At 73.1% G+C, this 20,847-nt stretch carries 17 protein-coding genes and 1 tRNA gene; 9 read left to right on the top strand and 9 right to left on the bottom strand.

Annotation, left to right across the window (positions count from 1 at the left end):
- Window positions 1-179: 179 nt before the first annotated feature.
- From AC0AIB_RS20400 to AC0AIB_RS20410, 3 genes are read left to right on the top strand one after another with little or no spacing between them, the layout of a single operon-like run.
- Window positions 180-1,970 (top strand): N-acetylglutaminylglutamine amidotransferase, encoded by a 1,791-nt coding sequence (locus AC0AIB_RS20400; RefSeq protein WP_465097259.1) that lies wholly within the window; start codon window positions 180-182, stop codon window positions 1,968-1,970.
- Between the two features lie 2 nt (window positions 1,971-1,972).
- Entirely contained in the window at window positions 1,973-3,802 is a 1,830-nt protein-coding gene (ngg, locus tag AC0AIB_RS20405; protein WP_328340014.1) for an N-acetylglutaminylglutamine synthetase, read from the top strand.
- Window positions 3,799-4,974: an osmoprotectant NAGGN system M42 family peptidase gene (locus tag AC0AIB_RS20410; protein ID WP_328340016.1), complete on the top strand. Its 1,176-nt coding sequence runs from the start codon at window positions 3,799-3,801 to the stop codon at window positions 4,972-4,974. Before ngg ends, AC0AIB_RS20410 begins: the two co-directional genes overlap by 4 nt.
- Before the next feature lie 152 nt (window positions 4,975-5,126).
- Here the strand turns inward: AC0AIB_RS20410 and AC0AIB_RS20415 are convergent, their stop codons facing one another.
- Window positions 5,127-6,845, bottom strand: coding sequence for an alpha/beta hydrolase domain-containing protein (locus AC0AIB_RS20415; protein ID WP_465097260.1), 1,719 nt, complete (start codon window positions 6,843-6,845; stop codon window positions 5,127-5,129).
- Window positions 6,846-7,315: 470 nt separating this feature from the next.
- Here AC0AIB_RS20415 and AC0AIB_RS20420 point away from each other — a divergent pair, with 470 nt between their 5' ends.
- Window positions 7,316-8,245: a ribonuclease Z gene (locus tag AC0AIB_RS20420; RefSeq protein ID WP_328340020.1), complete on the top strand. Its 930-nt coding sequence runs from the start codon at window positions 7,316-7,318 to the stop codon at window positions 8,243-8,245.
- Complete coding sequence (locus AC0AIB_RS20425) at window positions 8,242-8,751, top strand: GNAT family N-acetyltransferase (RefSeq protein WP_328340022.1); 510 nt, start codon at window positions 8,242-8,244, stop codon at window positions 8,749-8,751. The genes AC0AIB_RS20420 and AC0AIB_RS20425 overlap by 4 nt, the downstream gene beginning before the upstream one ends.
- A gap of 78 nt (window positions 8,752-8,829) precedes the next feature.
- On the opposite strand, the gene AC0AIB_RS20430 is transcribed toward AC0AIB_RS20425, so the two are convergent.
- Together AC0AIB_RS20430 and AC0AIB_RS20435 are read right to left on the bottom strand one after the other, a co-directional pair.
- Window positions 8,830-10,200, bottom strand: coding sequence for a cystathionine beta-synthase (locus tag AC0AIB_RS20430; protein ID WP_328340024.1), 1,371 nt, complete (start codon window positions 10,198-10,200; stop codon window positions 8,830-8,832).
- A 75-nt stretch (window positions 10,201-10,275) separates the two neighbouring features.
- Window positions 10,276-10,632 carry a YkvA family protein gene (locus AC0AIB_RS20435; protein ID WP_328340026.1) on the bottom strand — a complete coding sequence of 119 codons (357 nt, stop codon included), beginning with the start codon at window positions 10,630-10,632 and terminating at the stop codon, window positions 10,276-10,278.
- A gap of 182 nt (window positions 10,633-10,814) precedes the next feature.
- Here AC0AIB_RS20435 and AC0AIB_RS20440 point away from each other — a divergent pair, with 182 nt between their 5' ends.
- The 4 genes from AC0AIB_RS20440 (at window position 10,815) to AC0AIB_RS20455 (ending at window position 15,792) form a co-directional block, all read left to right on the top strand.
- On the top strand, window positions 10,815-11,864 hold the full coding sequence (locus tag AC0AIB_RS20440; RefSeq protein ID WP_465097261.1) for an SGNH/GDSL hydrolase family protein: 1,050 nt from the start codon (window positions 10,815-10,817) through the stop codon (window positions 11,862-11,864).
- 85 nt (window positions 11,865-11,949) lie between these two features.
- Window positions 11,950-12,753, top strand: a complete 804-nt coding sequence (locus tag AC0AIB_RS20445) for an SGNH/GDSL hydrolase family protein (RefSeq protein WP_328340030.1) — start codon at window positions 11,950-11,952, stop codon at window positions 12,751-12,753.
- A 119-nt stretch (window positions 12,754-12,872) separates the two neighbouring features.
- Window positions 12,873-14,135, top strand: coding sequence for an acetyl-CoA C-acetyltransferase (locus AC0AIB_RS20450; RefSeq protein ID WP_328340031.1), 1,263 nt, complete (start codon window positions 12,873-12,875; stop codon window positions 14,133-14,135).
- Window positions 14,136-14,259: 124 nt separating this feature from the next.
- A complete protein-coding gene (locus tag AC0AIB_RS20455; protein ID WP_465097262.1) occupies window positions 14,260-15,792 on the top strand; it encodes a CYTH and CHAD domain-containing protein in 1,533 nt (510 codons plus the stop codon).
- A gap of 67 nt (window positions 15,793-15,859) precedes the next feature.
- On the opposite strand, the gene AC0AIB_RS20460 is transcribed toward AC0AIB_RS20455, so the two are convergent.
- From AC0AIB_RS20460 to AC0AIB_RS20485, 6 genes are all read right to left on the bottom strand, one after another.
- A complete protein-coding gene (locus tag AC0AIB_RS20460) occupies window positions 15,860-16,180 on the bottom strand; it encodes a hypothetical protein (RefSeq protein ID WP_465097263.1) in 321 nt (106 codons plus the stop codon).
- Window positions 16,181-16,328: 148 nt separating this feature from the next.
- On the bottom strand, window positions 16,329-17,150 hold the full coding sequence (locus AC0AIB_RS20465) for a Bax inhibitor-1/YccA family protein (RefSeq protein ID WP_328340037.1): 822 nt from the start codon (window positions 17,148-17,150) through the stop codon (window positions 16,329-16,331).
- A gap of 108 nt (window positions 17,151-17,258) precedes the next feature.
- A tRNA-Leu gene (locus tag AC0AIB_RS20470) sits at window positions 17,259-17,342 on the bottom strand.
- Between the two features lie 141 nt (window positions 17,343-17,483).
- Complete coding sequence (locus tag AC0AIB_RS20475) at window positions 17,484-18,821, bottom strand: NAD(P)/FAD-dependent oxidoreductase (protein WP_328340039.1); 1,338 nt, start codon at window positions 18,819-18,821, stop codon at window positions 17,484-17,486.
- Between the two features lie 92 nt (window positions 18,822-18,913).
- Window positions 18,914-19,474 (bottom strand): hypothetical protein, encoded by a 561-nt coding sequence (locus AC0AIB_RS20480; RefSeq protein ID WP_328348921.1) that lies wholly within the window; start codon window positions 19,472-19,474, stop codon window positions 18,914-18,916.
- Between the two features lie 5 nt (window positions 19,475-19,479).
- Entirely contained in the window at window positions 19,480-20,844 is a 1,365-nt protein-coding gene (locus AC0AIB_RS20485) for a DUF58 domain-containing protein (protein ID WP_442930565.1), read from the bottom strand.
- Between the last annotated feature and the right edge of the window lie 3 nt (window positions 20,845-20,847).

The raw sequence follows: 20,847 nt of genomic DNA on the forward strand, positions 1-20,847 counted from the left end.
GTCTGCGGTGTTCGTCACACCGTGGGCCCGGCGCATTCGCGGCATCCGTCACCGGGCGGGCAGGAACCGAGCCCGTGACAGCCAACCACCGTCCGTGACGGCGCATCGTAGCAAGCTGTCACACGTTCGTCATCGTCTCAACAGGCGAACTGCAACAAGCTCTGGCAGCATTGGCTGGCATGTGCGGACTTGCGGGAGAGTTCCGCCGTGACGGTTCCCGTGCCGATGTGTCGGCGGTGGAACGCATGGCGGCCACGATGAGTGACCGGGGGCCCGACGACAGTGGGGTCTGGTCCCAGGGGGTGGTCGCCCTCGGGCACCGCCGCTTGAAGATCATCGACCTCTCCGCCGCCAGCGGACAACCGCTCGTCGACCCGGCCGCCGGGCTCACCGGCGTGTTCAACGGCTGCATCTACAACTACCGCGAGCTGCGCCAGGAGTTACAGGCCAGGGGGCACCGCTTCTTCTCCTCCGGCGACAGCGAGGTGGTGCTCAAGGCGTACGCCGAGTGGGGGCTCGACTTCGTCGACCACCTGATCGGCATGTTCGCCGTCGCGATCACCGAGCGGGACACCGGCCGCCTCGTGCTGGCCCGGGACCGGCTCGGCATCAAGCCGCTCTACCTGGCCGAGACGCCGGGCGTGGTGCGCTTCGCCAGCACCCTGCCCGCCCTGCTGGCCGGTGGCGGGATCGACACCACGATCGACCCGGTGGCGCTGGCCCACTACCTCAGCTTCCACAGCATCGTGCCGCCGCCGCGCACCATCCTGCGCGGCGTCGCCAAGCTGCCCCCGGCCACCGTACGGGTCTACGAGCCGGACGGCCGCACCCACGAGCACGTCTACTGGGACCCGTCGTTCACCCGGGACGCGTCCCGCGCCGACTGGTCGGAGCGGGACTGGCAGGACGCCCTGCTGGAGTCGTTGACCACCGCGGTCCGCCGCCGGATGGTCGCCGACGTCCCGGTGGGCGTGCTGCTCTCCGGTGGCCTGGACTCCAGCCTGGTGGTGGCGCTGCTGGCCGGCGAGGGGCAGACCCGTTCCGGGCTGTCCACCTTCTCCATCGGCTTCGACGCGGTCGGCGGCCGGGAGGGCGACGAGTTCGTCTACTCCGACCTGGTGGCGAAGACCTTCGGCACCGACCACCACCAGCTCAAGGTGGCCGCCGGTGATCTGGTGCCGCCGCTGGAGGCGGCCGTGGCCGCGATGAGCGAGCCGATGGTCAGCCACGACTGCGTCGCCTTCTATCTGCTCAGCCAGGAGGTGTCGAAGCACGTCAAGGTGGTCCAGTCCGGCCAGGGCGCGGACGAGATCCTCGGCGGCTACCACTGGTACCCGCCGCTGGCCGGCATCGACCGGGAGCAGGCGCTCGACACGTACGCCAAGGCGTTCTTCGACCGGGACGCGGCCGGGCTGGCCCGGGTGCTCGACCCGGTGTGGCTGGCCGACGGCGACCCGGCGCGCGAGTTCGTGGCCGCCCACCTGGGCCGGGCCGGGGCGCAGACCGCCGTCGACGCCGGCCTGCGGATCGACACCCAGATCATGCTCACCGACGACCCGGTGAAGCGGGTCGACAACATGACCATGGCGCACGGCCTGGAGGCCCGGGTGCCGTTCCTCGACCACGAGTTCGTGGAGCTGGCGGCGAGCTGCCCGCCCGAGCTGAAGCTGGCACAGGGCGGCAAGGGCGTGCTCAAGGAGATCGGCCGCCGGGTCCTGCCGCACGAGGTGATCGACCGCCCCAAGGGCTACTTCCCGGTCCCCGGCCTGACCCACCTGGAGGGCAAGCTCCTCGACCGGGTCCGCGACGCGCTCGACGCACCGCAGGCCCGCCGCCGTGGCCTGTTCCGCGCCGACTACGTCGATGCGCTGCTCGCCGATCCGAACGCCGAACTCACCCCGTTGAACGGAAACAAACTGTGGCAACTGGGACTCCTGGAAATGTGGCTCCAGAGCCACGGAATCGACTGACCGTGAACGAGACCCTCGCGACCGGCACGGCCCGTACCGACCGGGAGCGGGTGCTCGGCCGTCGCCGGGAACGGATCGGCCCCGGCGGCGATCCGGTCGCGCCCGGAGCCGCCCCGGAGCCCCGCCGGGAACCCGCCGGCCCGTCCGACGTGGTGCTGGACTGCGGCTGGGGGCGACTGGTCTTCGGCCAGACCTTCCACGAGCAGGTCGCGGTGGCCCACGTGCTGCGCTCCGAGGCGGCCGGCGCCCGGGACATCTGCATCTACCTGCGGGATCCGCACGTGCTGGTGTCCCGGCTGCCCGACGAGCTGTTCATCGACCCGTCGCTGACCTACCGGCTGCCGCTGGGTGAGCGCCGGCCCGCCGCCACCGACCGGATGGAGATCCCGGGGCTGGTCGTCCGGCCGCTGCGGGACGCCGACGACGCGGACGCGGTCAACCGGATCTACGCCCGCAACGGCATGGTCACCGCGCCGGTCGAGGTGCTCGTCGACAACGCCCGCACCGAGCGGTTCCTGCACCTGGTGGCCGAGGCGAGCACCGGGGAGATCGTCGGCACCATCACCGGTGTCGACCACGTCGCGGTCTTCGGCGACCGGGAGAACGGTGCCAGCCTCTGGTGTCTGACCGTGGACTTCAACACCGCGCCGCCCGGCACCGGTCAGGCCCTGCTCACCGAGCTTGCCGACCGGCTGGACGCGCGGGGACGCGCCTTCGTCGACCTGTCGGTGCTGGCCGAGAACTCCGGCGCGATCCGGCTCTACGAGCGGCTGGGCTTCCACCGCACCGGCACGCTCTGCGTCAAGCGGAAGAACCCGATCAACGAGCGGCTGTTCCTGCCGGCCACCCCGGCGGGCTACGACGAGCTGAACCCGTACGCGAAGATCGTCGCCGACGAGGCGATGCGGCGCGGCATCCGGGTGGAGGTCACCGACGCCCACTGGGGTGAGCTGCGGCTGACCAACGGCGGCCGGACGATCGTCACCCGCGAGTCGCTGTCCGAGCTGACCTCGGCGGTGGCGATGAGCCGCTGCGACGACAAGCGGGTCACCCGGCGGATCCTCACCGAGGCGGGCCTGTCGGTGCCGCGTGGCCGGACCGCCACCGGTGACGCCGACGACCTGGCCTTCCTCACCGACATCGGCCAGGTGGTGGTCAAGCCGGCCCGGGGTGAACAGGGCAACGGCATCACCGTCGGGGTGCGTACCGCCGAGGCGTTGACCGCCGCCGTCGAGCTGGCCCGCCGGTTCTGCCCCGACGTGCTGATCGAGGAGCTGCGCGCGGGCGAGGATCTGCGGGTCATCGTCATCGACCACGAGGTGGTGGCCGCCGCGGTGCGCCGACCGGCGCAGATCACCGGGGACGGCGTGCACGACGTCACCGAGCTGATCGCGCGGCAGAGCCGGCGGCGGGCCGCCGCCACCGGTGGCGAGTCCCGGATCCCGATCGACGAGATGACCCGCGAGGTGGTGGCCGAGGCCGGGCACCGGATGCACGACGTGCTTCCCGAGGGGCAGGTGTTGGCGGTGCGTCGGACGGCGAACCTCCACACCGGTGGCACAATCCACGACGTGACGGCCGAACTGCACCCGACGATCGCCACCGCCTGCGTGGCGGCGAGTCGGGCCCTGGACATCCCGGTGACCGGGCTGGACCTGCTGGTCCCCGCCCCCGACCAGCCCGAGCACGTGTTCATCGAGGCCAACGAGCGGCCGGGGCTGGCCAACCACGAGCCCCAGCCCACCGCCGAGCGCTTCGTGGACCTGCTCTTCCCGGGCACCCGCGCCCCGCAGCGCCTCTGGAGCCCGGCCGGGCCCGGAGGGGTCGCGTGAGCCTCAAGCCCCTGGAGATCGACCTGGACTACCTGCGCCAGGTGCTGCTGGAACTGCTCGACATCCCGAGCCCGTCGGGGCGTACCGACCACGTGCAGCAGTACGTGGGGGAACGGCTCTCCGCGCTCGGCATCCCGTCCACGCTGACCCGGCGGGGGGCGCTCAGCGCCTGCCTGCCCGGCCCCCGGCAGACCGGGGCCGACCGGGCGATCGTGGTGCACACCGACACCATCGGCGGGATGGTCAAACGGCTCAAGGAGAACGGTCGGCTGGAGCTGAAGACCATCGGCACCCACTCGGCCCGGTTCGCCGAGGGCGCGCACGTACGGATCTTCACCGACGACCTGGACCGGGTGGTCACCGGCCAGGTGCTGCCGTTGAAGGCCAGCGGGCACCGCTACAACGACGACGTCGACCTCCAGGGCGTCGGCTGGCAGCACGTCGAGGTACGGGTCGACGAGCCGGTCGAGGACATCGCCGGGCTGCGGGCGCTGGGCATCGACGCGGGCGACTTCGTGGCGTTCCTGCCGAATCCGATGATCACCCCGTCCGGTTACGTGAAGTCCCGGCACCTGGACGACAAGGCCGGGGTGGCGGCGGTGCTGACCGCGTTGAAGGCGGTGGTGGACGCGGGCATCACCCCGACGGTCACCGCCCACCTGCTGGTCACCGTCACCGAGGAGATCGGCCACGGGGCCAGCCACGGTCTCGACCCGGACGTCGCCGAGATCGTCTCGGTGGACGCGGCGGTGGTCGCGCCCGGCCAGCAGTCCCGGGAGGACGCGGCCACCCTGGCGATGGGTGACGGGGTGGGCCCGTTCGACTACCACCTGACCCGCAACCTCGCCGCCATCGCCCGGGAACACGGGGTGGACCTGGTCCGCGACGTCTTCGACTACTACCGCTCGGACGTGGCGGCGGCGGTCGAGGCGGGCGCGCACGCCCGGGTCGCCCTGCTCGGCTTCGGGGTGGACGCCACCCACGGCCACGAGCGCACCCACCTGGACGGGCTGGCACACCTGACCCAGTTGCTCTGCCTCTATCTCCAGAGCGACCTGGTCTTCCCCGAGTGGGACGCCGAGCCGGAGGGCGACCTGGCCGACTTCCCGTCCCTGGCGGTGCAGCCGGCGGGCGGGGACGGCCCGCGCGAGGGCCCGATCGGCATCGACTGACCGCCGTCACCGCCGACCGGCGCGTCCCACCGGCCGGGTGCACGTCGTCGTGACCGTTCCACCGGTGCGCGGCGGGCACGACGTCTTCCGTCGTACCCGCCGCGCACCGGGCGCCTCGGCCCCTCACCGTGGCGTCGGACTGTCCGCCCGGGTCACCGGTTGCGGTGCTCCGCCGCGTCGAGGAGTGCGATCAACGCCTCGGTCACCCGCAGCACCGCGTCCCGGGCCGCCGGATCCCGGGTGATCCGCTGCTCCGCCCGGTCGGCCAACTGCTCCAGCAGCTCGCCGGCCCGAGCCGCGTTGCCGGCGGTGCCGGCCTGCTCGGCCCGCTGGAGCCGGTCCTCCAGCCGGGCCGCCACGTACTCGGTGATCCGGCCGGCGGTGACGTACTCCGCGATGAGGTCGCGCAGGTCGGAGTACCAGGCGGGGTCGCGGGTGAACGACGCGGGAAGGTGACCGGCCTCGGCGGCGGCGAGCGTCGCCGCGACGCTGGCGTCCACGTACGACCCGACGGTCGGGTATCGGGTGGCGAGTTGCGCGTCGGTCAGCGGCACCGAACTGCCGTCGAGGAAGCAGAAACCGGGTCCGCTGTTGCTGCCGCTGTTGACCCGCAGCGGCACCTGGTGCTGGGCGAGCCGGATGCCGCCGAGCGCGAGCCCGAGGTCGTCCCGGGCGATGGCCGGCGGAGTCGTCGTGGTCGTCTGGATCTGCGGGGCGGTCGGCGGGGCCACGCCGTGGGCGACCCAGTCGACGGTGTGGTCGTATACCGCGTTCTGCACCATGTGCTGCGGGATCCGCGACAGCGAGGGCAGCGTGCAGGTCTGCGGTTCGCCCGGGTAGCCACCCGGGTAGCTGCCGATGTCCCGTTTGCGCAGCGGCCCGTAGTCGGTGATCAGCTTCCAGTCGCCGTGCGAGGCGCCGGCGACCTCCCAGGAGCGCAGGACCGGCGAGTCGGCCTGGGCCCGGGCCGCTGCGGGGAGGATGCCGCTGGCCACGTCCCCCTCGGAGTTGATCCGGAACACCGGCGTCGTCAGGTCGGTCCGCAGCGCCCCGCCACCGCCGTGCAGGACGACCGCGTCGAGGACGTTCGCCGACTGCTGGACGCCGTTGTAGTAGCTCGCGAGCCGGCCGGCCGACTGCGAGTGGCCGGTGGCGATCACGTACTGCGGGGCCGGCAGCTTGCCGAGCGGATCGACGCCGGTCGGGTTGCGGACCGCCTTCACCGCCTGGCTGAAGATGTCGTACGAGAGGCTGTCGTCGGTGACCGTGCCGCCCACCGTGACGTCCAGCGGGCCGTACCGGCTCGGGCTCCACGCCTTGAGCCCGGTGGCCGAGTGCAGCCCGGCCCGCTGGGCGGAGACCCCGACCCAGGCGTACCCCGAGCGGATCAGATGCTCGTGCGACTGGAACCAGTCGACCTCCTGGTCCCACTGGTTGCTGACGTTGTTCCACTCGGCGATGACGACGCCGTTGAACTTCTTGGCGGCGGCGGGTCGACGGACCACCAGCCGGGTGCCGAACGGCTGGTCGGTGCCGATGGTCGTCGCGCTCTGGGTGCCCTGCACCGCGTACCGGGTGGCGGTGCCGAAGAGGAAGAACTCCTCCTCGACGTAGCCGGCGGCGGCCAGGTCGACGTCGGTGGCGAGGAACGGGTAACCGTGGCCGGGGTCGCCGACCGGGGTGGTCCGGGCGACCGGCCCGGCGACCACCGGGTTCGCCACTGTCGCGCCGGTGGCGGTGGACGGCCGCGGCGTGGCCGGTGGGGCGGCGCCGGCCGGGGGGACCGGGCCGGCGGCGACGGCCAGCGCACCGACCAGGCCGAGGGTGAAGGATCGTCGGGTGTTCCTGCGGGTGGTGGACGAAAAGGTCACGGTTCACCTCACGGGGGAGCGACCGAGGGGACGGCTCGGGCGGGCAGCGGCGGGAGGTGGCCACTGTGGGGCAGAGAGTAATGCTCACTTCAGGCGAAAGATAGGCCGGATGGGCACGAACTTTCGCTTCGTTGAACAAAAGTCACCGGCTGGCGGCCCTCCCCGCCGACGTGACGTCGTCTGCGGGATCTCGCGAAAAATCACTACCGGCAGCCGGGGTGCAATGGGTAGCGTGGCGGTACACGGGAAAGGAGGTGGTCCAGACTTGTATAGCAATCGGACTCGTGAGGTGGCTGTCCGCTAGCCGCTGTCCTCGACAGTGAAAGACCAAGAATGATCGTCGAGACCGTGTGGCAGCGGTGCGGCGAAACCACGACAGCCACCCGACCCCCGGGGTGCCGACCCAGTCCAGTCGGCCCGCGCACGCGCGGAAGCCCCGGGGGTCGCTTCGTTCCCGCAGGAGGCTGGCCTTGTCCATGCGCGAGCTGGTGGTGCTCGGCACGGCCAGCCAGACCCCCACCCGGCTGCGCAACCACAACGGCTACGTGCTGCGCTGGGACGACGAGGTCATCCTCTTCGACCCGGGCGAGGGCAGCCAGCGGCAACTCCTGCACACCGGGGTCACCGCCACCGACCTGACCCGGATCTGCGTCACCCACTTCCACGGCGACCACTGCCTCGGCCTGCCCGGCACCATCCAGCGGCTCTCCCTGGACCGGGTGCCGCACCCGGTGGCGGTGCACTTCCCGGCCGGTGGCGCGGAGTACTTCGCCCGGCTGCGGCACGCCAGCAGCTTCCACGAGACCGCCGAGCTGGCAGTCGAGCCGATCACCGCCGACGGGCAGCGGATCACCCTGGGCGTCGGCACGCTGGAGGCCCGCCGGCTGCGGCATCCGATCGAGACGTACGGGTACCGGCTGGTCGAGCCGGACGGGTGCCGGATGCTGCCGGAGCGGCTGTCCGCGTACGGCATCGGCGGGCCGGCGGTCGGTGAGCTGCTGCGCGTCGGCCACCTGGACGTCGGCGGACGCCGCGTCACCCGGGACGAGGTGAGCGTGGTCCGGCCTGGGCAGCGGTTCGCCTTAGTGATGGACACCGGCCTCTGCGACGGGGTGTACGCCCTCGCCGAGCACGCCGACCTGCTGGTCATCGAGTCGACGTTCCTGGCGTCGGAGGCCGCGCTCGCCGCCGAGGTCGGCCACCTCACCGCCGGCCAGGCCGCCCGGGTCGCCACCGAGTCGGGGGTACGCACGCTGGTGCTCACCCACTTCTCCCAGCGGTACGCCGACCCGCGTCGCTTCCACGACGAGGCCCGCGAGCACTTCACCGGGGAACTGGTGGTCGCCGAGGACCTGACCACCGTGCCGGTACCGCCCAGGCGGGTAGCCTCGGCCGGGTGACCGTCACGCTGCGTCCCGCCGTCGCCGACGACCTGATGCCGGTGGGCGCCATGCACCAGCGGTCCCGGGTCGCGACGTACTCGTCGTTCCTGCCACCCGAGGCGTTGGTCGACCCGACGCCCGAGGCGATGGGGGCGTACTGGGTCGAACGGTGGACGTGGGAGCGCGACGAGCACCTGATGACCGTCGCCGAGCGGGACGGCCTGCTGGTCGGGTTCAGCTACCTCGGCCCGGACGACGCCGGCGACCCAGCGACCGGCCTGCTCAACGCCATCCACCTCGATCCGGCCGAGCGGGGCCGGGGCACCGGCCGGGCGCTGATGGCCGACGCGCTGGACGTGATGCGCGCCCGGGGCTGGCGTCGGGCGGTGCTCTGGGTGCTGGAGCGCAACACCGGTGCCCGGGGCTTCTACGAACACGGCGGCTGGACCTGGACCGGCCAGACCCGGAAGGAGCGGATCGGCCCCGCCCCCGTCCCTCAGCTCCGTTACGCCCGCCCGTTGTAGGGGTGTGACCGCGCCCCGCCCGCCCGACACGGCGAGGGCCCCTTCCGGTGGAAGGAGCCCTCGCCGAGGTGCGTCGGGTCAGTGCGCGCCGAGGTGGGCGAGCAGGTCCTGCCGGGTCAGTACGCCCTTGGGCTTGCCGTCGACCAGCACCAGCGCCGCGTCGGACTTCTCCAGCAGGCCCACCGCCTCGCTCACCGGCTGACCGCCACCGATCATCGGCAGCGGGTCGCCCATGTGCCGCTCGATGGTGTCGTGCAGGTGCGCCTGACCGGTGAACAGGGCGTCCAGCAGGTCCCGCTCGGCGATCGAGCCGGCCACCTCGCCGGTCACCACCGGCGGCTCGGCCTTGAGCACCGGGAGCTGGGAGACGCCGTACTCGCGCATGTAGTCGATGGCGTCGCGGACCGTCTCGGTCGGGTGGACGTGCACCAGCTCGGGCAGGCCGCCCGGCTTGCCCGCCAGCGCGTCGGCGACGGTCGGCTCGGTGCCGGCGTGGTCCAGGAAGCCGTACCGGGCCATCCACCGGTCGTTGAAGATCTTGGACAGGTAGCCCTTGCCGCTGTCCGGCAGCAGCACCACGATCACGTCGTCCGGGCCGGCGGCACGGGCCACCTCCAGCGCCGCCACCACGGCCATCCCGCAGGAGCCGCCGACCAGCAGACCCTCCTCGCGGGCCAGCCGCCGGGTCATCTCGAACGACGCCTTGTCGGAGACCTCGACGATCTGGTCGGCGATCCCCCGGTCGTACGTCTCGGGCCAGAAGTCCTCACCGACGCCCTCGACCAGGTAGGGCCGACCGGTGCCGCCGGAGTAGACCGAACCCTCCGGGTCGGCCCCGATCACCTTCACCCGCCCCTCGGAGGCCTCCTTGAGGTAGCGCCCGATGCCGGAGATGGTGCCGCCGGTGCCGACCCCGGTGACGAAGTGGGTGAGCCCGCCCCCGGTCTGCTTCCAGAGCTCCGGGCCGGTGGTCTCGTAGTGCGAGCGCGGGTTGGCCGGGTTGCTGTACTGGTCGGGCTTCCACGCGCCGGGGATCTCCCGGGCCAGCCGGTCGGAGACGTTGTAGTAGGAACGCGGATCCTCCGGGGCGACGGCGGTCGGGCAGACCACCACCTCGGCCCCGTACGCGCGCAGCACGTCCTGCTTGTCCTGGCTGACCTTGTCCGGGCAGACGAAGACGCAGTGGTAGCCCTTGAGCTGGGCCACCAGGGCCAGCCCGACACCGGTGTTGCCGCTTGTCGGCTCGACGATGGTGCCACCGGGCCGGAGGATCCCGGCGGCCTCGGCGTCCTCCACCATCCGCAGCGCGATCCGGTCCTTCACCGAGCCGCCCGGGTTGAGGTACTCCACCTTCGCCAGCACTGTCGCCCGGATACCCTCGGTGACGTTGCGTAGCCGTACCAGTGGGGTGTTGCCGATCAGGTCGACGACGTTGTCGTAGTACTGCACCTCGTTGTGCCCTTCGTTGCGGCGCCGGGGACGGCGGCCTGGCAGACGGTCCTTCGTCGCTCAGGGTACGTGCTGTCAGAGCGCCACATGACCGGGGATGACGGAGCCGCGACGGGCCTCCCACTCCAGGAAGCGCTCGGTCTCGGACAGCACGCTACCGGCCAGCCAGGTGACCATCACGGCGTCGTCGACCAGACCGAGGACGGTCAGGAACAGCTCCGGCACCACGTCGATCGGCGAGACGACGTAGACCGTCGCCGCCGTCATCATCGCCAGCCGGAGCCCGCCGTCGTACTCGCCCCGGGCGGTGGCCCGGATCATCCGGGGCAGCGCCGCCAGCCGGGTGCCCAGCGACGGGCCACCCCGGGCGCCCGCCGCCAGCGACCGGGCCAGCGCCGTGAAGGCCGCGGTCCGCTTCAATGTCCTACCCATCTCATCCAGCCCCTCTCCACCGACAAGCGTGACTGCCCGGCGCAAGCCGTCGCCACCTGCGGCGGGGCGGCCACAGGTGGACCCCGCCACCGGATCAGGTACCCAGAACCGACGTCGCCCAGCCCTGAAACCGGCCGTCGCGACGGAAGCGGAGTGTCGTTCCGGCGCGATAATGTCGCTGTATGGGGGTGGCTGGTTCCGTCGTACCGGTGGGTCCGCGCTGGCACTGCGCCCGGCAGGTGGCCCGGCTGGCGGTGATCGGCACGGGTGCCACCGCGGCTGCCGTCGCCGCGACCGGCGGGGTGCTGCTCGGCCAGGCCCGGCAGGCCCGGCGCACCATCCCGATGGCGGAGGCCCCACCACCACGCTGCGACGGTGTGTACGGCGCCAAGATTCCCGGCCCGCCGCTGACCCTGGTGATCCTCGGCGACTCCTCCGCCGCCAGCTACGGGGTGCTGCGGCGGCGGGAGACCCTGGGGGCGCTGCTGGCCACCGGGCTGTCCCGGCGACTGCACCGGGCCGTCCGGGTGCACCGCTTCGCCGTGGTCGGCGCGCTCTCGACCGGGCTCCAACCGCAGGTCGAGGCGGCGTTGGAGTGCGCACCGGACGTCGCTGTGATCATGGTCGGCGGCAACGACGTCACCAACCGCACGCCGTACTCCGTGGCGGTCCGTCACCTGGTCGACGCGGTCCGCACGTTGCGCGCCGCCGGCTGCGAGGTGGTCGTCGGGACCTGCCCCGACCTGGGCGCGATCCAGCCGATCCAGCCTCCGCTGCGCTGGTTGGCCCGGCGGTGGAGCCGGCAGCTCGCCACCGCCCAGACGGTGGCGGTGGTCGAGGCGGGCGGCTGGACGGTCTCCCTCGGTGACCTGCTCGGCCCCCGGTTCTCCGCCGAGCCGACCCGGATGTTCGCCTGGGACCGGTTCCACCCCTCCGCCGAGGGCTACGCGATGGCCGCCGCCGCGCTCCTGCCGACCGTGCTGTCGGCGCTCGGGGGCGGGGAACGCCGGCCGGTGCTGGCCGGGGGCGAGGGCGTACGGTCGCTGCCCCGGGCCGCCCAGGAGGCGGCCCGGCACGCCGGCACGGAGGTCAGTGGCGCCCAGGTCCGGGGCCGGGAGCACGGCCCGGCCGGCCGCTGGGCGCAGCTACGGCGGCGGGCCTTCTTCGGCGTCGGCCCGGTGCCGCAGCCCGATGGCACCGCCGACTCACCCCAACTGGAGGGACTGGCATGAGCGAGCACAGCGAGCGAACCACCGGGTGCCACGAATGCCACACCGGGCCGGTCCCGGCCGACCCGGGCTTCCGGGCGGTGACATCGTGACCGGCCGATCGGTCGGTGCCGAGCTGGCCGTACGACTCGGCAGGGCCGCGGCGGTCTCCCTGGTCGCCGGGACGATCGGCGGCGCGGCGGTGCTCGCCGGCCAGGCGGTGGCGGCCCGCAACCGGGAGTACGCCCAGCCCGAGCTGGGCCTGGCGCTACGGGCCACGGTCGGCCGGGTCGGCGCCCCACCGCTGCGGCTGGTGCTGCTCGGCGACTCCTCGGCGCTCGGCGTCGGGGTGGCCCGCTTCGACGAGACGGTCGGGGGGCAGCTCGCCCACCTGCTGGCCGAGGGGCCGACCGGCCGTCGGGTGCACCTGTCCAGCGTGGGCGTCTCCGGTTCCCGCTCCACCGACCTGGCGACCCAGGTGGCCCGGGCGCTGCTCGGTGACCGGCCGGACGTCGCGGTGGTGCTGATCGGGGCGAACGACGCCACGGCCATGCGCAGCCCCGGCGAGTCGGGGGCGCACCTCGCCTCGGCGGTACGCCGGCTGCGGGAGGCCGGGGCCGAGGTCGTCGTCGGCACCTGCCCGGACCTGGGTGCGGTACGCGCGGTGGCCCCGCCGTTGCGGCAGCTGATCGGCTGGTCGGGCCGGCGGGTCGCCCGGGCCCAGACCGCCGCCGTGCTCGACGCCGGCGGCACCGTCGTCGACCTGGGCACGGAGACCGGGCCGGTGTTCCGGGCCGACGCCGGGACGCTGTGCCACGACGGCTTCCACCCCTCGGCCGACGGTTACCGGGTGTGGGCGCACGCCCTGCTGCCGGCGGTCGCCGCCGCCGCCAACGTCGCCTCCCGGCACTGACCGGCCCCGGTCCACCCCGCCGGTCCACCCCACCGGTCCGGCCGGCGGGTCACCCGGGTGACATTTCCCGCTGGTCGGCCTGCTTCCGCGCCAAGTTACCGTCAAGTTAACGTTGGTTCATGCCGATTGAGTCGTCCCGCGACGCCGTCATCGTCGCCACCGCCCGGTCCCCCATCGGCCGCGCGTTCAAGGGTTCGCTGCGCGAGGTCCGCCCGGACGATCTCGCCGCCACCATCGTCCAGGCCGCGCTGGACAAGGTTCCCGGGCTCGACCCCACCACGATCGACGACCTCTACCTCGGGTGCGGGCTGCCCGGCGGCGAGCAGGGCTTCAACCTGGCCCGGGTGGTCGCCACCCTGATGGGCCTGGACGGCCTGCCCGGTGCCACGCTGACCCGCTACTGCGCGTCGTCGTTGCAGACCACCCGGATGGCGATGCACGCGATCCGGGCCGGTGAGGGCGACGTCTTCGTCTCCGCCGGTGTCGAGATGGTCTCCCGGTACGCCCGGGGCAACTCCGACACCCTGCCGCCCGAGGCGCAGGCGCTGGTCGGCGGCGGCTGGGAGAATCCGCGCTTCGCCGAGGCCCGGCAGCGTTCCACGGCCCGCGCGCAGGCAGGTGCCGAGGTGTGGACCGACCCGCGCGAGGCCGGTCAACTCCCCGACGTCTACCTGGCCATGGGGCAGACCGCGGAGAACCTGGCCCAGGTGTACGACGTCACCCGGGAGGAGATGGACGCGTTCGGCGTCCGCAGCCAGAACCTCGCCGAGAAGGCCATCGCCGACGGCTTCTGGGCCCGCGAGATCACCCCGGTCGACACGCCGGACGGCACGGTGGTGGCCACCGACGACGGCCCCCGTGCCGGGGTCACCCCGGAGGCGGTGGCCGGGCTGAAGCCGGTCTTCCGCCCGGACGGGCGGATCACCGCCGGCAACTGCTGCCCGCTCAACGACGGTGCCGCGGCCGTGGTGGTGATGAGCGCCCAGCGGGCCGACGAGTTGGGGCTCACCCCGTTGGCCCGGATCGTCTCCACAGGCGTCACCGCCCTGTCGCCGGAGATCATGGGCCTCGGCCCGGTCGAGGCGTCCCGGCAGGCGCTGCGCCGGGCCGGGATGACGGTGGACGACGTCGACCTGGTCGAGATCAACGAGGCGTTCGCCGCCCAGGTGATCCCGTCGTACCGGCAGCTCGGCATCCCGGAGGAGAAGGTCAACGTGATGGGCGGGGCGATCGCCGTCGGCCACCCGTTCGGCATGACCGGCGCCCGGATCACCGGCACCCTGCTCAACGCCCTGCAGTGGCACGACCGGACCGTCGGCCTGGAGACCATGTGCGTCGGCGGCGGTCAGGGCATGGCGATGGTGCTCGAACGGCTGAGCTGAGCCCGTCCGCTTCCGCCCGGGCGGTCCCCGACCACCACCGCTCCCGCCCGGCGGCCCCGACCACACCACGCACGGCTGGTTCGTCGACCGGGCACCCGGGTATCGGACCCTCATGGTGACCACGGTGGAACGCGAGCGCAAGTTCTCCGGGACCGAGGGATTCCGGCTGCCCGACCTGACCGGATGCGGTGACGTGGTGACGGTGTCCGACGTCACCGTCCTCGAACTGGACGCGACCTACCTCGACACCGACGACCTGCGGTTGGCGCGTAGCGGCTTCGCGCTGCGCCGGCGTTCCGGGGGGCACGACGCGGGCTGGCACCTGAAGGTCGGCGCGGCCGGCGGTGACCGCACCGAATACCAGGTGCCGGCCGGCACGCCGGACGACGGGCCGCCGGCCGAACTGGTGGCCCGGTACCGGGCTGCGGCCCGGGGTCGGCCGGTAGCGCCGGCCGCGCGGGTCAGCACCGTCCGACACGAGCGCCGGCTACTCGACGCCGCTGGGCGGGTGCTCGCCGAGGTCGCCGAGGACACCGTCGAGGCGCGGGATCTGGTCACCGGGGAACGGCAGCGCTGGCAGGAGATCGAGGTGGAACTGGTCGACGGTGACGACGCCCTGCTCGACGCGGTCGCGCGACGGCTCCGCCGGGCGGGGGCCCGTCCGGTGCCCGGGTCCAAGTCGCACCGGGCCCTGGCCGCCCGCCTCGCCGCCGCCCGGACCGCAGCCGCCCCCGGTACGGGGGACGCCGGGCCGCGACGACGGCGCGACCGCCGGGGGGCCGGTGCCGGCGGGACCGCCGTCCTCGGGTACCTGGCCGCACAGCGGGACACCGTCGTCGCCCACCACCCCGCCGCCCGGGAGGGCGACTACGACGCGGTGCACGACATGCGGGTGGCCATCCGGCGGCTACGGTCGACCCTGCGTACCTTCCGGGGCCTCTGGGAGCGGCGGGAGAGCGAGCAGGTACGCGCCGAGTTGGGCGGGCTGGGCCGGAAGCTCGGGGCGGTGCGGGACGTGCAGGTGATGGCGGCCCGGCTGACCGACGCGGTACACGCCGAGCCGGCCGAACTCGTGCCCGGCCCGGTCGCCGCGCGGATCACGGCGCACTTCGCTGCCGAGGAGGCGGCAGCCGTGGCCGAGCTACGCGCCGCCCTCGACGGGGAACACTGGACCGGTCTGTTGGTCCGGCTCGACGCACTGGTCGAGGAGCAACCCGTCCGGCGGGCCGGCCGACGCTGGGTCCTCCGCCGGGTGCACCGGGCAGTACGACGGGCCGACGACCGGCTGGACCGGGCGATGGGGAACGGCCGGGGTGGCACAGCGGACGACCCGGCGTTGCACGAGGCCCGCAAGGCGTACAAGCGGGCCCGGTACGCCGTCGAGGTGGTCGAGCCGACGGTGGGGGATCCGGCGGCCGACCTGGTACGCCGGTTCAAGCGGTTGCAGAACCTGCTCGGCGCGCACCAGGACTCGGTGCCGACCCGTGAGGCGCTGCGCCGGGTGGCGCTGCGGGCGTACGCCGACGGGGAGAACACCTTCAGCTACGGGCTGCTGTACGCCCGGCAGGCGACCACCGCCGACCGGGAACTGGACGGGCTCGACCAGGCCCGGGACCGGTCCCGACGCGGCAGGGTACGACGCTGGCTGGAGCCGTGACGCCCCCGCCCACGGGGTGGGATGTCACGCGGATCGCCCCCGTTCACCGCCCGCTCCCGCCGGGTGTCTACAGCACGCTGCGGGTCGCGGTCACCGTGGCGGCGGCCCCGGCCAGCACCGCCGCCGGCGGGCCGGCGGCGACCAGATCCGCCGCGACCACCCGGAGCTGGTCGGGCAGCGCCATCGGATGCGCCAGCCGGGGTACGTCCCGCCGTGGCTCACCCTCCGCGTCGGCGGCCAGGTCGGCGATCTCCTGCACCAGCCGGTGCACCAGGTCGGCGCGGGACACGTTGCCGCCCTCGGCGACCGCCGCCCAGCGCGGCTGCTGCCAGTGGCCCACCTGACGGACCAGCAACGCCACCGCCCGGTCCAACTCCGCTGCGCTCATCGTCGGCGAGTCTACGCACCACCGGGCCGACAGGCGGTGCGGAACCGACGCCGGACGCCCCCCGACCCGGGCACCGGGGCGGCGTCCGGACAGACGACGACGCCCGCCGCCGCAGGGATCGCGGTGGCGGGCGTCGGGTGCGAGATCGTCAGTCGTCGCCCTGGAAGTAGCTGATCAGGCGGAGCATCTCCAGGTAGAGCCAGACCAGGCTGACCACGATGCCGAACGCGGCCGTCCAGGAGTAGCGGGCCGGCAGCCCCATCCGGACGCCGTCCTCGACCTCCTTGAAGCTGAGCACGAAGCTCAGCGAGGCGACCACGATGCAGACCAGGCTGAACCCGATGGCCAGCGGGCTGCCGTCGCGCAGGCCGGTGTTGACCCCGAACAGGGCCAGCACGAAGTTGATCAGCATGACGGCGAAGAGGCCCGCCATCACGGCGATCATGCCCTTGACGAACTTGGGGGTGGCCCGGATGACCCGCGCCTTGTAGAGCATGGTCATCACGAAGAAGACGCCGAAGGTGGCGACCACGGCCTGGAGCACGATGCCCTGGTAGGCCGTCTCGTAGACCTTGCTGACCAGGCCGACGAACGCGCCCTCGACGATCGCGTACGCGACGACCAGCGCCGGGTTGGCGACCCGGGAGAACGAGATGATCAGGCCGAGGACCAGGCCGACCATCGCCGCCCCGATCCAGGCGACGCCGAGCACCGAATCCGGCACCACGATCCAGGCCGCGGCGGCGGAGACGCCGAGGATGGCCAGGAGGGTGACGGTCTTGACGACGACGTCGTCGAGGGTCATCGTGCCGGACACCGTCGGGGCGACCGGGGAACCCGGCTGACCCGGATACTGCTGGGGAATGCCGGGCTGTCCGTAACCGTACGGCCCGGGCTGGGCGTACCCGGCGGACCGCTCCCGCTCGGCCGCCTGGCCGAGCCGGGCGAGCACCGGGTTCGAGGTCTTCACTGTCTCAGGCCTCCCTCAGGGGGTCAGTCGCACGCAAACGTGCACTCCCAGGGTAAACGGCCGGGTGCCACAGGCGACGACCGGGACGCTGTGGGAAAGCTGAGAGTGTGGTGCCCGGGGCGGGTCTCGAACCCGCACGCCTTGCGGCAGCCGCTTTTAAGGCGGCCGTGTCTGCCGTTCCACCACCCGGGCGGGAGCGCGTCGACGCGCGACGGTGCAGTGTCACGGTAACCGTTCCGCGCCGACCCGGCGTACCCCCGGGGTGGCGTTCCGGCCGGACGACGACCGCCCCTCCCCGCGACCGGGAAGGGGCGATCGGTGGCGCACCGGCGGTCAGGCCGCCTTGCTGGTGATCGGGATCGGCTGCGACGCCTCCGCGAACTCCTCACGCGGGTCGTGCAGCTGGCCGAGGGCGACCACCTCGCGCTTGAGGAAGAAGGCAAGCGACCAGTCGACCACGACCCGGACCTTGCGGTTGAACGACGGGATCCGGCTCATGTGGTACGTCCGGTGCATGAACCAGGCCGGCCAGCCCTTCATCTTGATGCCGTACACCTGGGCCACGCCCTTGTGCAGGCCGAGGCTGGCCACGCTGCCGGCGTGCTTGTGCTTGTAGTCGACAGGCTCCCGGCCCCGCACCACAAGCGCGATGTTGTCGGCCATCCGGGCGGCCTGCCGTACCGCGTGCTGGGCGCTGGGCGAACAGTAGTTGCCCGGCTCCTTGGTCAGGTCCGGTACGGCGGCACAGTCGCCGGCGCTCCACGCCCCCTCGACCACCCGGTCGCCGTCGACGACCTGGAGGGTGGGCAGGCAGGTGACCCGCCGCCGCTCGTCGCGGGGGAAGTCGGTGCGGTCCAGCATCGGCGACGGCTTGACGCCGGCCGTCCAGACGATGGTGTCGGAGCGGAAGCTGTCCCCGTCGGAGAGCTTCACCACCCCGTCGACGCAGGATTCCAGCCGGGTGTCCAGCCGGATGTCCATGTTCCGCTTGAGCAGCTGCTGCACCGTGTAGGCGCCCATGTCCCGGTCGACCTCCGGCAGCACCCGCTGGGTCGCCTCGACCAGCACCCAGCGCATGTCGTCCGGCTTCAGCTCCGGGTAGTAGCGCAGCGCGTCCCGGGCCATGTCCTCCATCTCGGCCAACGCCTCGATGCCGGCGTAGCCGCCACCGACGAAGGTGAACGTCAACGCGGACCGGCGGACGTCGGCGTCCTGCGTGGCGGCCGCCACGTCGAGCCGGTCCAGCACGTGGTTGCGCAGGTAGATGGCCTCACCGATGGTCTTGAACCCGATCCCGTGCTCGTGCAGGCCCGGGATCGGCAGGGTGCGGGACACCGAGCCGGGGGCCACGATCACGTGGTCGTACGGGATCTCCCGGGTCGGGCCGGAGATCGGCTGCACCACCGCGGTCCTGCGGCTGTGGTCGATCCGGGTCACCGCGCCCGCGACGACCTTGCACTTGCGCAACTCACGCCGCAGCGGCACCACGGAGTGCCGGGGCGAGATGTTGCCGGCCGCCGCCTCGGGGAGGAACGGCTGGTACGTCATGTGCGGCTGCGGGTCGACGACGACGACCTCGGCCTCACGGGAGCTCAGCTTCTTGGACAGGCGCAGAGCGGCGTACAGGCCTACGTGCCCGGCACCCACGACAAGGATCCGCTTCGGATTCACGTAGTCCATCTTTCCCCGGGCGGCTGCGATAATCCCGCTCGAGACCCCCTTCTGTGACGGAGCACAACACCTGTGAGCTGCGCAACGTCCCGCTATCTGCGCCGCAGCAGCCAGCCCAGCAACCCGCTCAGACCCACCGCCACCAGCAGACCGACCACCGTCACGGCCTGGGAACCGTCATCCGGGCCGAGCTGCCCCGCCCCGGTCAGCAGCACGCCGATCACCGCCGAGGCCAGCACCACCGCACCGGCCCGGGTGAGCCAGCGCAGCACCACGTCCGGGTCGATCGCCCCGTCGTAGGGCAGCACGGCCGAAAGCGCGCAGAGGGTGTGTCCGAGGTAGAGCAGGGCCGCCACCGCCAACAACCGCCACAGCGCGATCGGACGGTCGTAACCGGCCGAGGCGAACACCCAACCGGCCACCGTGACCAGCGCGGCGAAGGTCGGCCAGAACCGGCGCGGCGCCACCGCCGGCAACACCGCCACCACCGTCAGCGCGAGCAACGACCGGGCGTCGAACAGCTCCACCGGGTACGCCAGCAGCAGACCGGCCAGCACCACCAGGAAGACGGCACCGCGCACCAGCAGCGGCAACAGCGTCACCCGGCGGACGACCGTCCGCACCACCCTGAGCCGCTCCCCGACGGCGTCCACCGCGCTCACCGGCCACCGACCCGGGGAGCGGTCGCCAGTCGGGCGACGTCCCGCAGCACCTGGTCGAGGCTGCCGGCACCGGCCCAACCCACCACCGGCACGCCGTGCTCCCGGAGCTGACCGATCATCGTGTCCCGGTCCAGCCGCCACAGCCGGTACGCCACCGGCGCCCAGCCCCGGTTGCCGGGCGGGGCGAGGTCGGTCGGCAGGGTGTCCACCGCCACCACGAAACGTCCGCCCCGGGCCAGCCGGGCCAGCATCTGCGCGGACCGCTCGTCGAGCAGCGGGGTGAGCACCACCACAAGGGCGTCGGCGGAGAGCACCTGCGGGCCGAAGACCTGGTCGTACGGCTCGTGCGGGGAGGACTCGGCGTGCACGTCGAGCAGCCATTCCAGCACGGTCAGGTACTGCCGGCGACCGGTGGCCGGACGCAGTCGACGGGCCGCCGGACCGTACTCCAGCAGGGCCACCCGGTCACCCCGGTGCAGGTAGTGCTCGGCGATCGCGGCGGCGGCCCGGACCGTGGTGTCCAGCACGGACGCCGCACCGGCCACCCCGCCGGAGCGGCCCGCCTCGGCCAGCACGTCGAGCAGGACGACCACCTCGGCGTCCCGGTCGGACAGGGTGGACGCCACGTGCAACTGCCGGGTCCGCAGCGACACCCGCCAGTCGATCCGGCGCAGCCGGTCCCCCGGCCCGAAGACCCGTACCCCGGCCAGCTCGCCGCCCTCCCCCGGTCGTCGGGAGTGGTGCGCGCCGACCAGCCCGGCGGCCCGGGGCATCGCCTCCACCGCCTCGAACGGCTCGGTCTTCGGGTAGACCCGCATCCGCACCGGCTCGGTGAGCACCGCCCGGGAGACCAGCAGCCCGTCGGCGGCGGCGGCGCGGGCACCGGCCGGGCCGATCGGGTGCCGGCCCCAGCGCAGCGCGGTACCGGCCAGCTCCAGGTCGACGGCGGTGCCGGTGGACAGCGAGGTGACGAAGGGCCGGTCCGCGCCACCGGTGCGGCTGACGTCCAGCCCGAGCCCGCCGAAGCCGGCCCGCCGTACCCGCAGCCACGGTGAGATCCGGGTCCGGACCACCACCACGTCGTACGGCACGACGTCCGGGTTGCCCACCACTACGGCACCGGCCAGCTCGCCGCCCTCGACCAGTTGGGCGTCCGAGGCGGTGATCTCCAACTGCGGTGCGGCGACGGGCCGGCGGCGCAGCGCGTACGCGGTGCCGAGCGCGAACGGCGTGGCCAGCACGACCAGGTCGACCCGGCCGAGCAGCACGGCGGCGATCAGCAGCAACCCGGTGAGCAACACCGCCCGGCCGAGCGCCCAGGTGGGCGACCAGCCCGCCGTCGGCTCCTGACGGTCAGGCACGAC

This window comes from Micromonospora sp. DSM 43699 (assembly GCF_055517075.1).